The organism is Mesorhizobium sp. M1027 (assembly GCF_040318745.1).
Classification (GTDB): domain Bacteria; phylum Pseudomonadota; class Alphaproteobacteria; order Rhizobiales; family Rhizobiaceae; genus Mesorhizobium.
Genome location: NZ_JAMYMW010000004.1, coordinates 373,489 through 386,657, shown reverse-complemented (window position 1 = coordinate 386,657; position 13,169 = coordinate 373,489). Strand labels below are relative to the sequence as shown.

Genomic DNA, 13,169 nt, shown 5'->3' with positions numbered 1-13,169 from the left:
CACGGCATCAACACCTCCCGGCAAAAACCGAAAAGTGTTACCTATGTGTCCGGTACAAATCGTCACCTATGTCTCGGGCCGCTCACCGGTCCATTCTGGACACATAGGTTACGGTTTATACCGGAGACATAGGTAACACTTTTGGCCCGAAAGGGTTTTGGAGTGGTTCGAGCCTACATGTCTCATCGTCGAAATAGCCCAGATCATAGTCCACGAAACTGACCAGCCAGATATGGTCCTCGACCTGTTTGATGCAGACGGTCTGGCCTGCGAAGACCTGGCCGAGGTTGATCTTCTTGTCCAAAAACCTCATCCGACTTTTTCGGCTGGCATCCAGAAAGCCCGCTTCTGCACTCAGCTCCACCGACAGGGAAACCTTTGCCGAAGTTGACTGTTGTAGCTCCAAGACAGAGGAGAAGGTTGAATGGCTTCCGTCCGATACATCGTTGCGGACGTCGATGAGGCGGCCGCATTCTATCGAGACTATCTCGATTTCAAGATCGAAATGCACAATCCGGGCAAGTTCGCCGCGCTGCTGCGTGACGACTTGACGCTGTATCTCAGTGCCCCAGGTGCGGGGAGCGGTGGTCAGGCGGGCGGCGATCCGAAGCCGGGCGGGTGGAACCGATTTATGATCGTTACGAAGGGACTCGATGTGCTCATTGAGCGGTTGCGTCGGGCTGATGCAAGATTCCGCGGCGACATCAGCGACGGCGGTGCCGGTCGCGCCATCTTGCTCGAAGATCCATCGGGCAACGTGATCGAGCTATTCGAGTTCAAGAAGGACTGAGCTTGGACAAATAGCTGGTGGTTGAGCGAATACGAATTCCCGCGATCAATGTGGATGGCCCCGCTTTTGCGAGTTATTACGCCATAGTTCGACCCAGAACCACGCAGAGGAGCGCGAGCCCAAGCACGGCCGTAGTCACGAGGTTGACCCTTTCGGCTTTGGCGATTGCTGTCGCCACGTCGCTGCCCTGGTCTCCTGTTGCAGAGCCCCGGATGTTCCTGACCAGGTGGACCCACTTCCTCTCGGCGATCCGATTGGCCGATGCACCGAGAAACAGCGCCAGTATTGCCAAGCCTACGCTGAGCGTCGTCCACACGCCGCGGGCAGCGGCCACGTACATCCATACGCCGGTCGCAACCGTCAGAAAGGCCAAGACGGCGTAGAAGGGGCCGGTGCCGTAGCGCCGCGCGAGCGTCTGCAGGAATCCGACGCCGGACGGCCCCGCTTGAACGACGGCGGGGCCTATGACCACCACATAAAACACGGCTGCGCCGAACCAAGTCCCGAGCAAGGCAACAAAGATCGGAATCAGTGGGTTGGTCGGTTCCATGATGATATCTCCTTTGTCTCACCCCAAGCCGTTGAAAGGGGAGTTGTCACATCGGATGAGCCTCCTCCGTCATCACTGTGACGGACAGCGATGGGAAAATGTGACAGATGGAACCGGATCAATGGCTGGCAGAGCGCTTCGAAGCTGACCGCACGCGTCTGCGGAAGGTTGCATACCGCCTGCTCGGTTCATCGACAGAGGCCGACGATGCAGTGCAAGAAGCGTGGCTGCGCCTCAGCCGCTCAGATGCCCGGAGCGTCGACAATCTTACCGCTTGGCTCACTACTGTCGTTGCGCGCGTCTGCCTTGACATGCTGCGGGCGCGCAAATCACGCGCGGAGACTCTGCAGGCGCTCTCCGCGTGGGGCGCGGATTCGGGAGACGCCGCGGACCTCGACATGGAATTAGCGATTGCCGATTCGGTCGGCCTTGCGTTGAGTGTCGTACTCGAAAAGCTTGCTCCTGCCGAACGTGTCGCCTTCGTGCTGCACGACGTCTTTGATGTGCCCTTCGAAGAGATTGCCCCTATCGTCGGCCGCACCCCGGTCATGGCGCGGCAACTGGCAAGCCGAGCTCGTCGTCGCATACGGGGTCAGCCCACTGTTTCCGCTGCTGAATTGAACGGGCGGCGGCGGCTTGTGGATGAGTTTCTTAACGCAGTTCGTTCCGGCAACATTGATGCGATCGTGGCCCTCCTCGACCCGGACGTCGTTATCCGTGTTGATTCGTCTGCGGCTCCTGACGGAAGAGCGGTGGAAGCACATGGGTCCACAACAGTTGCGAGGGGGGCTCTTGCCTTCGCGGCACGTACGCAATTCGCGACGCCAATGCTTCTGAACGGGGCGCCAGGGATTGTTGTGGCGCCGACCGGACGTGCGCGATATGCACTGACGATAGACGCGGCAGGGGAGAAAATCCGAGCCATTGAAGTGATCGGCGATCCCGCTCGCCTGAGTCAGATCGATTTTGCCACGCTCAATTCACCAGATTAGCACAAGTCGCGACTTATGATTTGTCGCTACATTCAGCTGCCTGCCGTTGTCGATGGCGTGCGAGAATTATCTGGACCATGGCGCCGGCGACGCCGGTCAAATGTCGATGAAAAACGTCTTCGGCATCTCGGATCCCGCTCTGGCCACAACCTACAGACCGAGGGCGCAGCCGTCCTTGCGCGGTTCAGAACCGCCCAGCAGGGTCCCGTTTGCCCAATCGATGCGAATGGCCTGCGCACCTCCGATCGGGTCCGTGGCAGGAATGATTTCGAAACCGCGTCGGCTAAGTTCAGCTAGGGTTTCGCCAGCGAGCCCGTGTTCGGCCTGGACCTTCATCGTGCCGCTGACGGGGGCGATCCGCGGCAGATCGATCGCCTCCTGCAGATCCATCCCGAAGTCGAGCACTTTCGTCAGCAGGTGCGCATGGCCCATTGCCTGGTAGTAGCCACCCATAACACCGAAAGGCATTTCTGCCCGGCCGCCTCTCGCAAGCATCCCGGGTATGATGGTATGCAAAGGTCGCTTGTTCGGTGCCACTGCATTAGGGTGCCTGGGGTCAAGCGAAAAGCTTTGCCCGCGATTGTGCAAGACGACACCGGAGCGTGGCGAGACCAGGCGCGAGCCAAAGCTGTCGAAGACCGAGTTGATGAAACTGACCGCATTGCGATCCTTGTCGACAACCGAAATATAGACCGTGTCGCTGTGCAGCGGCATATCGAACGCCGGCAGATCCGCGCGGGCGCGCTTTAGGTCAATCATGCCGGCCAGACGATCGGCCCAGGCATTCGACAACATGTCGGCCACCGGGACCTCGGACGCGTCGGGATCGGCGACGAGCAGGTCACGCGCGGCGTAAGCGAGGCGTGTTGCTTCAATTTCCAGGTGAAGCCGGTCCGCAGATTGCGGATCGCCGTGGGCTTCGAAGCGCGAGAGGATGTTTAGAATCAGCAGCGCGATCACACCCTGGCCATTCGGCGGACATTCGAACACATCGTAGCCTCGAAACGCCGTGCTGATCGGGGTAACGTACTCGCCTGTTGCCGAGGCGAAATCTTCGAGTGTGTGCAATCCGCCGAGCCCACGAAGATAGGCGACCATGTCTTCGGCCACAGGGCCAGTGTAGAAGGCCTCTCGTCCCTTCTTGGCGATCAGCCGCAGCGTTGCAGCCAACTCAGGCTGGCGATGCACTTCGCCAACGCCTGGCGCGCGGCCGTTTGGCAGGAAAATCCGTTTCGCCGTAACATCAGAGGCCAGAAGTTCTTCCTCCAACGCCCAGTCACGATGGACCCGCGGTGAAATGGCGTAGCCTTCCTCGGCGAAACGTATAGCGGGGGCCAGGATTTGATCGAAGGGCATATGCCCGTGATCAGCGTGCAATCTGGTCCAGGCATCGATCGCCCCCGGGATGGTGACGGAGCCAGGAGAATTACGGGCCACCTCCGCCATGCCACGTTCAAGGAACCAGTCAATTGTCAGGGCGGCGGGTGTCCTGCCCGATCCGTTGTAGGCGATGACCTCGCCGGATCCGTTTCGCGACAGAAGAGCGAAGCAGTCGCCTCCAATGCCGGTCGAGGCTGGCTCGACGACACATTGCACCGCGCAGGCTGCGATGGCGGCATCCATGGCGTTGCCGCCGGCCGCCATGATCTCCACCGCCGTCAGGGTCGCCGACGGATGAGAGGTGGCGGCCATGGCCTCGCGTGAAACGACAACCGAGCGCGTTGGTTTCTCAAAATTTCGCATGCTATGCCCTTCTGGTCGTGCTCAAGAGGCGGCGTCGCTCATCGTCGAGGGGCGGTGCCGCAGATGCCGCGACATCCAGTATTCGAGTGCCGCCAAGGCACGGATGATCGCGAAGTTCAAAGTGAGATAAATGGCGCCCGCGCAGATGAAGACTTCAAAGGCGCGGTAGGTCTGGGAGATCAATCCCTGGGCAATTCCAGTCACCTCCATCAAGGTCACGATGGAAGCCAGAGACGTGCCCTTGATCATGAGGATGATTTCATTGCCGTAACTCGGCAGCGCCTGGCGAAAGGCCAGCGGCAGGATAACGTGCCGATAGGTCAAACAGGTGGACAGGCCGACAGACCGGGCCGCCTCGACAAGGCCGCGTGGCACCGATTGAATCGCGCCGCGGAGGATTTCGCTGCCATAGGCGGTGGTGTTGAGTGTCAGCGCGATGATTGCGCACCAGTAGGGTTCGCGGAAAACGGCCCATAATCCAATTGCCGACAGTTGGTGCCGGAACTGACCAAGGCCATAATAGGTCAGAAAAATCTGCACCAGCAGGGGCGTCCCCCTGAACACGGCAACGAAGCCACGGATCGGCAGGACGACGAAGGGCGATTCCGATTGCTGGGCAAGCGCCAATGTGGCGGCAAGAACGAAGCCGGCAACGATGGAAGTCAGGGCCAGTTCCATCGTGAGCGGCAGGCCGGCGAGTAGTTTCGGCAGGATTTCGAGGAAAAACCTGAAATCTATCATGCCGACCGGACGCGCCACGGCGCCTTTCGTTCCAGACGGTAAAAGGCATTGCCCGTGACGGAAGCGATAGCCAGATAGAGCAAGGCTGCAGCAATGTAGAAGATGAACGGTTCACGGGTCGAACCGGCGGCGATCTGTGCCTGGCGCATCAGTTCAACGAGGCCGATTACCGATATCAGCGACGAGTCCTTCAGAACCAATTGCCACACATTGCCGAGGCCTGGCAGCGCGTATCTCACGAGCTGGGGAAAAATAACCTGGCGCAGCCGCTGCAGCCGATTGAGACCAAGCGCGCAAGCGGCATCGTGCTGTCCCTGGTCGATGGCGAGGTAAGCCCCTCGATAGACCTCGGCTTGATAGGCGCCCGAGATGACCGCGATAGCCAAGGTTCCAGTGGCGAAGGCCGGAACGCCGACGAATCCGGACCCTCCCAGGCTATGACCAAGCGAGGTCAGGGCGACACTACCTCCATAGTAAAGCAGATAAATGGTCAGAAGGTCGGGCACGCCCCTGAAAACCGTGCAATAGCCAACGGCCAAGAACCTTAGCAGTTGGGAGTTGTAGAGACGCCCGGCCGCTGCCAGCCCGCCAAATACAGCGCCAAGCGCAAAGCCCAGCACAGACAGGAGCACTGTGACCGAGGCCGCCATGAGAAGAGCAGCCCCCCAACCTCCGTTCTGGAAACCAAGCAGCCGGAATGCGTCAACCATTGATACCCCCGGCAGGACGAACGGCTCAGCTCCGGAACGGGTCAGGAATGGCCGTTCGCCGGCAAGCGCCTACTTGACTGGAGTGACGTCGCTCTTGAGCCATTTAAGCGACAGGGTTTTGATCGTGCCGTCGGCGATCGCGGCGTCGATGGCGCCGTTGAGCATGTCTTTCAGCTTGGTGTCCTCTTTGCGGATCCCTGCCCCGGAGCCAAGACCGAAGAGACCCCCGACAAATCCTGGTCCCGCAAGCGTATAGTCGCTGAACTCCGGTTTGCTCAGCGTGGCAGCCAGCGCTGTCTGCTGTGCGAAGAGCGCGTCGATGCGACCCGCGGCGAGATCGAGATCGTGTTGCTCGGTGGTCTTGTATTCGCGAATCTCGGCGACGTCCGAGAAGTATTTTTTCACAAATTCCAGGTTTGCCGTCGCAGCCTGAACTCCAATGATCTTTCCCTTCAGCAATGGCCTGAGCCTGTCGATTGCCGCCTGCGCAGAGGCTTCATTGTCCAGCTTGAACCGCTCGTTGGAAATGCCGAGCTTGCCCAGTTCGCTATCCTTGGCGACCGCGAAACCTGAGGGATCCACCGCATATGGCTGGGTAAAATCGATGACCTTCAGACGTTTTTCAGTGATGAACATGCTCGCCATGATCACGTCGAACTTGCCGACGGTCAGCGCGGGGATCATGCCGTCCCAATCCTGTGCGACTATCTTGCACTCGATCTTCATTCGCCCGCACAGATCATTGGCGAGATCGACCTCGAAGCCGTCCAGTTTGCCGTCGGCCGTTGTGAAGTTCCAAGGCGCGTAGGCACCTTCGGTGGCAATGGTAATTGCCTTTGGCGTTTCTTGTGCGACAGCGGCCTGGACCAGGCCGAACAGGACCGACGCAATGGCTGCGATGCGGCTAATTTTCATGTCAATCTCCTCTTTTGCCGGTATGGCAGTTCCCTTTCGTCGTGCCGGATTGTCTTCCGGCTTCAACGATTTAGATGGTATTCCTAGCGGCGGCCGGGACTTGCAAAGCTAGCCAGAAGCGGCGCTGTCTCGACGATATGATCCCGCATGACGATCTCTGCCTTGCCGGCATCACCTGATCGCAACACCTCGATCAGGATCTCGTGCTCGGCGCGCGCGCTGGCGGGTTTGTCGACATAGTCGAACCAGATGCGCAGGTAGGGCTCGATCACGACGTGCAGGCTGGCAATCTGCCGGACCAGCTTGGGTCTGTTGCTCAATTGGCAAATCTGCAGATGGAAGGCCTGATGGCGCACGACCCAGTCGCTGCTGCCGGTCTGGCTGGCGCGCTCCATCCGGTCGAGCTGGCGTTCCAGTTCTTCAAGCACTTCGACATCGATGTGCGGCATGGCAAGCCTCACCGCCAGCCCTTCGAGCACTGAGCGTATTTCAAAGGTTTCGTAGATCTCATCGAGGGTAAGCCCGGCGACGATGCAGCCACGGTTCGGGCGAATGACCACAAGACCTTCCGCGGCCAGTTGGCGGAATGCTTCGCGAACCGGCATGCGGCTCATGCCGATTTCCGTCGCGATCTCTTCCGGGATCAGCCGGTCCCCGGCCCGGTAACGCCCCATCCTCAGGGCCCGCTGAATGTGGCGATAAGCCTCCTCCTCGGCGGTCGTGATACCCAACGGCTCGATTGCGTCTGCTGCCACGTCCTTGGTCCGCTCAAAGCGTATCTGTGTATCCACTTATCCAGTTGTCGAGACCTGTGTCAAGCACCGAAGCTTGCGCGCGTTAGAATTTCTGTTGTGAGAATAAGCACTTGATCGGGGAAATCGGGCAAGCGCACCGTGGTGAGCTAAGCCGCTGATCGGCCGCTTTTCGACGCCCGCGCGTCGGAAACCTTCAACGCCACCGAACTTTACAAAAAGGCCCGCCGCTCCATTTGCGAAGCGGCGAGGCCCCATATTCGGGGACGATCGCCGGAGTGTTCCCCGGCATTGCTTCCAGTGCAATTCAGGTGCCAGAATTGTTGACCCAAAACGGGTCACCGCACCGGAGGCGCGAGCGCGGACATTCCGCGATCACGCTACTGCCGCGCATCGCCATTCCTGCTACGTTATTTTGCGGCGGACCTGATTTTTCCGCCTGGCCGGCGCTCGATCAGGCAACTTACCCCAACGCGCCCCCCAGTGGCGCCGGCCATTTTCACAACCTTGGAGCGCGGGTGCGCCGGCGCCGTTGAGCTGTCAGCACCTATGGCAATCCGCCAGCGAGCCGCTTTGTCCAGCCTGCAACCATCAGTCCGCACGCAATTCCCACGCAGTCGGCAACCCAGTCGAACAGATCCGGGTCGCGCCCTATCAGTTGCACGGCCTGAAGCCCCTCGATCGCTGCGCCCGTGAGAACGAGCAGTACGATCAGCTTCGCCTTGCGTTCCGGCCAGCCGAGACTTCCGAGAGCCGCCAGGACGACGAAGGCGGCGGCGTGATTGAGCTTGTCGTGATCAAACGTGAAAGCCAGGCCAAGACCCAGCAGGAACTGCTCCGGCAAAAGGGCGAACAGCAGAACGCCGGCAAACGCGGCCGGAAAGGCAATCCTTGCCACGATCTGATAGGAATCCAGGCGCAACAAGGATAAAATGGCCTTTCGTCCGAAATCTGCGGGGGAACACCACCGGCCAGAGCGAGCGCGGCGTCCAATTTCCGCCGTCGGGGCGTCCGGTGCATCGTCAGAATGAATGAATGCCTCGGGTCAGCCGCTGCACAGGCGGGCTCGTGGCGAGTGCAATAGGCCAGCGGCAGCTTCCGCGATCACGCAATTCCCTGCCGCGCTGACCCGGCTACTATCTGGCTGCGGCGGACCTGATTTCCGCTTGGCCGGCGCTGCGTCGGGGCACCTCACCCATGCCACACGAATCGGCGCCGGCCAGAATTCCACCGATTGCGCACAGCGTCAAAAGCCCGCCGCCCTGTCGGACGACGGGCTCCGTTGCCTGGGCGCCAGGGCGCCGCGGTAGCGATTGATGCTACGAATGCTCCCGCAGGTCTCCAATATGCTGCTGCCGAACGGCGTTGCGCATCGGCTAAACAAACGAAGCCCGCGCCTCTGGCGGAGGGCGCGGGCCGACCGGGTTTGCACCCCGATCTGCAGCAGAAACCCGGGAGGTTCCCGCTGCTTAGGATAACAATTAGAGACTTCTAATGTTCCAGTCTAGGGAAGATGCGGCTGCACCAGAAACCTCATGGTCGGCGCGATAACGATCGAGGCGTCAGTTCGTGCGCAAGTCGATCTGGAAAATACGCTCGTCGAAATGCTGCGTTTCGACGGCAAAGGTCAAAGCCACTTCGAGGACCATACCGCCACGGTCGTCCCGGACCTTGACTGCAATCCTGCGGTGAGGAAGGCCATCCCTGGCCATCTCGGCCAATGTGCGAAGGGCTTCTTTCCTGACCAGCGGGAAATCGTCATATAAGGTTCCCTGATCGTCGGAATAGACGATTCCGTCTTCATCGGAATCAAAGAAGTAGTGGGGCATTGCGCTTGGCCGAAGCTCGGCATCCGGGCACGTTGTCGGCAGATGGCCGCGATCTCGGCCAATCGCGATCAGTGCCTCTCCACCGTTGGCTTCGCCGCCATCTCACTTGCGCTCGCGCAATGCCTTCACCGCCTGCGAGAGGATCATCCGGTCGCCGCCGGTCCTTTTGATCAGCTTGCTCACCTGGCTGGGCGAAACACCATTTTCCCGCGCGAAATATTCGACCTCGTAATACTCATCCACCGAAACACGCTTGCGGTCGCTGAAGTCTCGCTTGCTCTTGTCGTCGGCCATTTCTGTTCTCCTCGCCCCTTCTCTTCGCTTCCGGGGGTCAGCTTTGACGCACGCAGCAATTTGAGGTTTCGCTCGCCACAAAGTGACGGGCGAACCTATCGGCGCAGGAAGGGACAGGCTGCGCAGCTGTCGGGTTCGATCGGAGTGGAACAGCCAAGATCGGTGCGAGCAACCGTCGACTTTTCCATGGAATCCTCCCGGCACGTGCAGCCCGAAACGGCCACGCGCCGCCACGGTTCCGGGTCACGCGGCAAACCCACCCTTTGCGCGCACGGATCAGACTTAGGTCCTGCGGTAACACGTCGGTTGGTCCCTGCCGGGCAGGACCGAAGCCCCGTCGACGGAACGTTTTCAGCTGCCTTCCGTTCGAGTGAGCCTTGGCGTGAAGAGCGGACCGAGTTCGCAAAGGAGACGATCCATGAGAATGCATTTTTCCACCGCAGTGGCGGGATTTCTGCTGCTGGCAGGCGTCGGAGCCGTTGCGGCGCAAGACGTCGTCATCGAGCCGGAGCAGGAAACGGTCATCAAGGAGTATGTGAAGAAGCAGCCGCTGGCCTCGGTGAAAATCCCTGGGGTGGAGCTCAATATCGGCTCAACGCTTCCCGATACAGTCGAGCTTCATGAAGTCCCCAACGTCAAATACCGCTATGTCGTCGTCGACAACCGCACCGTCGTCGTCGATCCCGGCACGCGCAAGATCGTCAAGATCATCGAGTGAGGTGAAAATTCAGGCAGCCGTCACCCGCCGCTCAGAATGAGCGGCGGGTGACGTTTGCGTTAGGCGGCTCCGCGGCGTCGTCGCTCGGCAGGAACCCGCCGTACATGGACGGCCGGGGGCCTCACAGGCAGTTTCAATGCGAACAATCAGCAGACTTTTCGATTCCCATGACCAGGCGGCGCGTGCCGTCGAAACGCTTCAGGCGGCAGGAATTGCGCGCCACCAGATCAGCGTCATCGGACCCTACGATGATGAAATCGGCGCCGTGTTGCGCGGTCCAGGCAGCGGTGCCGCCCTTGGCGCGGCGGCGGGTTTGTTGGCCGGCCTCGGCGCCTTTGATATCCCAGGCATCGATCCCGTCGGCGCGGGATGGCTGGCATCTGCCCTCGTCGGTGCAGCCTTGGGCTGCGTTGCCGGCAGGCTTTTCGACACATCGTCCGATAGCGGCAAGCAGCCAGGCAAGCCGGATTCCGCACAAGGTGTGATCCTGGTGCTGGCGCATGTCGATGAAAGACAGGCCGACACCGCACAGGCGGTGCTTGGAGCTTCCGTTCAGGCAACGCAGTCTTTGGCCAGGGCGGCCTGAACTCCTGCAAAGCGCTTGACCAAGCCGCACAGCGGGGCGATCAAGGCACGCACCCAAAAATCTCTGGCAAGCCGCCGCCAGAAAGTGTTGAACACCGTGCCGATCACATTCGGCGAGCGGTTGCGCTCGGCGAGGCTTGATGATTTGCTGTCGGTTTGCGGAGAACGAATAATGCATGAGCCTGTCGGTCAAGACGAATATGGGTCGACCAGCCCGTTCGATCCGGACGATCTGTCGAGGTTGAACGCAATCGGCCCGAGCGCCGGCAGCAACGATTTCGAAAAATACGCCGTCGCCGTGATCATCGTGTTCGGCGCTCTGATCATCGGCGGCCTGATGGCTGCGGGCTTGAGCTTCGGGCGCCGCAGCACCTTCTTTTTCGCCCTTGGCGGCGCCACCGCGGCATGGATATCCGGCAATGCGCTTCTGCTCGACCGGCCGCGCATCTATGCGCTGTTCGTCGGCATCGCGGCGCTGATGCTGATTGCGTCGACGATCGCGCTGGTCACCTGAAGCAAGGCGCAATCTTCTTGTTGACCATGATCTTATCCGAAACCGGTTCCCACTTTTTGCTGCGCTGACCCTTCGGTTCGGGATCATCGTCTAATACCCGATGGCCTCGCCGGCTGCGGCGCGGCTGTCGATGGCGCCATTGTAGCGGGCGCCGCCACCTTTCTCGATTTCCGCCAGGCTCTTGCCGCCGACCAGGATGCCAGCCGCCTGGCCCCAGGTCGTGTCGGCAATATCGAGGCGGTAGCCCATGCCGGTAAGCAGCTTTTCAGTATCCGGCGACAGGCCGAAGGGTTCGATATAGACCGTGTCGGGCAGCCATTGGTGGTGGATGCGCGGCGCGTCGATCGCCTCCTGGATGTTCATGCCGTGATCGATGACGTTGACGATCGCCTCCAGCGTGATGGTGATGATGCGTGAACCGCCGGGGCTGCCGATGACCATGAACGGCTTGCCGTCTTTGGCGAGGATGGTCGGGCTCATCGACGACAGCGGCGTCTTTTTCGGCGCGATCGCATTCGCCTCGCCCTGGACCAGGCCATAGAGATTGGGTACGCCGGGTTTCTGCGTGAAGTCGTCCATCTCGTTGTTGAGCAGGAAGCCGGTGCCGGCGGCGACGACGCCGGCGCCGAAAGAGCCGTTCAGCGTGTAGGTCACCGCGACGGCGTTGCCGTCCTTGTCGATGATCGAATAATGCGTCGTCTCGCTGCTCTCGCCAAAGCCCTTCGGCATCAGTTCCTGCGACACCTCGGCCCGGAACGGATCGATCTTTTCGCGGATTTCCCTGGCGTAATTCTTGTCGAGCAGTTTTGCGACCGGATTGTCCACGAAGCCGGGATCGCCGAGCGCCGAATTGCGGTCGACATAGGCGTGGCGCATCGCCTCGACCATGACGTGAACCGTCTCGGCCGAACCGGCACCTAGATAGGACAGCGGGTAGAACTCAAGCACGTTGAGTATCTCGCAGATGATGACGCCGCCGGAGCTTGGCGGCGGCGAGGAAATGATCTCGTAGCCGCGATAATTGCAGGTCACCGGTTTGAGCTCGCGCACGGCATAATTTTCGAAATCCGCCTTGGTCAGAATGCCGCCCTTCTCGCCGCTAGCCTTGACGATGGCGTCGGCGATCGCACCTTTATAGAAGGCATCCACGCCGCGTTCCGAAATCGCGGCAAGCGAGGCCGCGAGATCGGTCTGGATGAGGCGCTCGCCGACGGCATAGGGCTTGCCGTCCGGCTTGAGGAAAATGGCGGCCGCCGCTGGGTCCCTGGCCAGCCGCTCGGCGCCGCCCAGGAGCGAGGCCACATCGCCCTGCTCCAGCACGAAACCGTCCTTGGCATAGCGGATAGCCGGCGCCAGCAAATCCTGCCGCGTCAGCGTGCCGTATTTCTCCCGCGCCATCTCGAAGCCGACCACCGAACCGGGCACGCCGACCGCCAGATAGCCGTCGAGACTGGCGCCCTTTACCGGCTTGCCGTCCTTGTCGAGATACATGGTTTTGGTCGCGGCGAGCGGCGCGCGCTCGCGGAAATCGACGAAGGTCGAACGGCCGTCCTTGAAGCGGATGGTCATGAAGCCGCCGCCGCCGATGTTGCCGGCGGTCGGGTAGACGACAGCCAGAGCGTAGCCGACAGCGACCGCTGCATCGACCGCGTTGCCGCCCTTCTTCAGCACCTCGACGCCGACTTCCGACGCCAGATGCTGGGCGGTCACCACCATGCCGTGCTCGCCCTTCGCCGGCTGCGGCGAGGCGGCAAAGGCGAGGAACGGCACGAAGGTCAGGGTGAGGGAAAGGGTGACGGCGATTAGGGTTTGGCGGGTGTTGTGCATGGCCGTTCTCCGAGGCGTGGGTTGGCCTAGGAAACGCGCTTGGAGAGGTTGAGTCTACTGACATTAATGGGAAGATACGGCGACGCTTGCACCTTCTATCGACACCATTCATGGCACCCATTCATGGCGGAGAGGAACCCAAGCTGAAATGAAGCCACGATCCAACGCTGACAAGCAATTTTGTTCTTGCTTTGTGCCGGCAGCTATGC

General features: G+C 60.6%; 15 protein-coding genes. 5 read left to right on the top strand and 10 right to left on the bottom strand.

Features of this window, described 5'->3' with window-relative positions:
• The first annotated feature begins 424 nt into the window (after positions 1-424).
• A complete protein-coding gene (locus NKH50_RS10935) occupies positions 425-790 on the top strand; it encodes a VOC family protein (RefSeq protein ID WP_352878548.1) in 366 nt (121 codons plus the stop codon).
• A gap of 76 nt (positions 791-866) precedes the next feature.
• On the opposite strand, the gene NKH50_RS10930 is transcribed toward NKH50_RS10935, so the two are convergent.
• Positions 867-1,340: a hypothetical protein gene (locus tag NKH50_RS10930; RefSeq protein WP_352878545.1), complete on the bottom strand. Its 474-nt coding sequence runs from the start codon at positions 1,338-1,340 to the stop codon at positions 867-869.
• A 107-nt stretch (positions 1,341-1,447) separates the two neighbouring features.
• Here NKH50_RS10930 and NKH50_RS10925 point away from each other — a divergent pair, with 107 nt between their 5' ends.
• Entirely contained in the window at positions 1,448-2,332 is an 885-nt protein-coding gene (locus NKH50_RS10925; protein ID WP_352878542.1) for a sigma-70 family RNA polymerase sigma factor, read from the top strand.
• Positions 2,333-2,482: 150 nt separating this feature from the next.
• On the opposite strand, the gene ggt (NKH50_RS10920) is transcribed toward NKH50_RS10925, so the two are convergent.
• The 8 genes from ggt (NKH50_RS10920) to NKH50_RS10885 all read right to left on the bottom strand — a co-directional run bounded on the left by ggt (NKH50_RS10920) (position 2,483) and on the right by NKH50_RS10885 (position 9,316).
• A complete protein-coding gene (gene ggt, locus NKH50_RS10920) occupies positions 2,483-4,075 on the bottom strand; it encodes a gamma-glutamyltransferase (protein ID WP_352878539.1) in 1,593 nt (530 codons plus the stop codon).
• A 21-nt stretch (positions 4,076-4,096) separates the two neighbouring features.
• Complete coding sequence (locus tag NKH50_RS10915) at positions 4,097-4,816, bottom strand: ABC transporter permease (RefSeq protein ID WP_352878537.1); 720 nt, start codon at positions 4,814-4,816, stop codon at positions 4,097-4,099.
• Positions 4,813-5,526, bottom strand: coding sequence for an ABC transporter permease (locus NKH50_RS10910; RefSeq protein WP_502906847.1), 714 nt, complete (start codon positions 5,524-5,526; stop codon positions 4,813-4,815). Before NKH50_RS10910 ends, NKH50_RS10915 begins: the two co-directional genes overlap by 4 nt.
• Before the next feature lie 69 nt (positions 5,527-5,595).
• Positions 5,596-6,441 (bottom strand): transporter substrate-binding domain-containing protein, encoded by an 846-nt coding sequence (locus NKH50_RS10905; RefSeq protein ID WP_352878574.1) that lies wholly within the window; start codon positions 6,439-6,441, stop codon positions 5,596-5,598.
• 83 nt (positions 6,442-6,524) lie between these two features.
• A complete protein-coding gene (locus NKH50_RS10900) occupies positions 6,525-7,232 on the bottom strand; it encodes a GntR family transcriptional regulator (protein ID WP_352878531.1) in 708 nt (235 codons plus the stop codon).
• Positions 7,233-7,740: 508 nt separating this feature from the next.
• Complete coding sequence (locus NKH50_RS10895) at positions 7,741-8,115, bottom strand: VanZ family protein (protein WP_352878528.1); 375 nt, start codon at positions 8,113-8,115, stop codon at positions 7,741-7,743.
• Positions 8,116-8,755: 640 nt separating this feature from the next.
• A complete protein-coding gene (locus tag NKH50_RS10890) occupies positions 8,756-9,022 on the bottom strand; it encodes a DUF6894 family protein (protein ID WP_352777886.1) in 267 nt (88 codons plus the stop codon).
• A 102-nt stretch (positions 9,023-9,124) separates the two neighbouring features.
• Positions 9,125-9,316: a DUF3606 domain-containing protein gene (locus NKH50_RS10885; RefSeq protein ID WP_254820019.1), complete on the bottom strand. Its 192-nt coding sequence runs from the start codon at positions 9,314-9,316 to the stop codon at positions 9,125-9,127.
• Between the two features lie 418 nt (positions 9,317-9,734).
• Here NKH50_RS10885 and NKH50_RS10880 point away from each other — a divergent pair, with 418 nt between their 5' ends.
• The 3 genes from NKH50_RS10880 (at position 9,735) to NKH50_RS10870 (ending at position 11,133) form a co-directional block, all read left to right on the top strand.
• Entirely contained in the window at positions 9,735-10,034 is a 300-nt protein-coding gene (locus tag NKH50_RS10880) for a DUF1236 domain-containing protein (RefSeq protein WP_352506214.1), read from the top strand.
• 136 nt (positions 10,035-10,170) lie between these two features.
• Positions 10,171-10,620: a hypothetical protein gene (locus NKH50_RS10875; protein WP_352878523.1), complete on the top strand. Its 450-nt coding sequence runs from the start codon at positions 10,171-10,173 to the stop codon at positions 10,618-10,620.
• Between the two features lie 171 nt (positions 10,621-10,791).
• Entirely contained in the window at positions 10,792-11,133 is a 342-nt protein-coding gene (locus NKH50_RS10870) for a hypothetical protein (protein ID WP_292663955.1), read from the top strand.
• A gap of 90 nt (positions 11,134-11,223) precedes the next feature.
• On the opposite strand, the gene ggt (NKH50_RS10865) is transcribed toward NKH50_RS10870, so the two are convergent.
• Positions 11,224-12,960, bottom strand: coding sequence for a gamma-glutamyltransferase (ggt, locus tag NKH50_RS10865; RefSeq protein WP_352878520.1), 1,737 nt, complete (start codon positions 12,958-12,960; stop codon positions 11,224-11,226).
• Between the last annotated feature and the right edge of the window lie 209 nt (positions 12,961-13,169).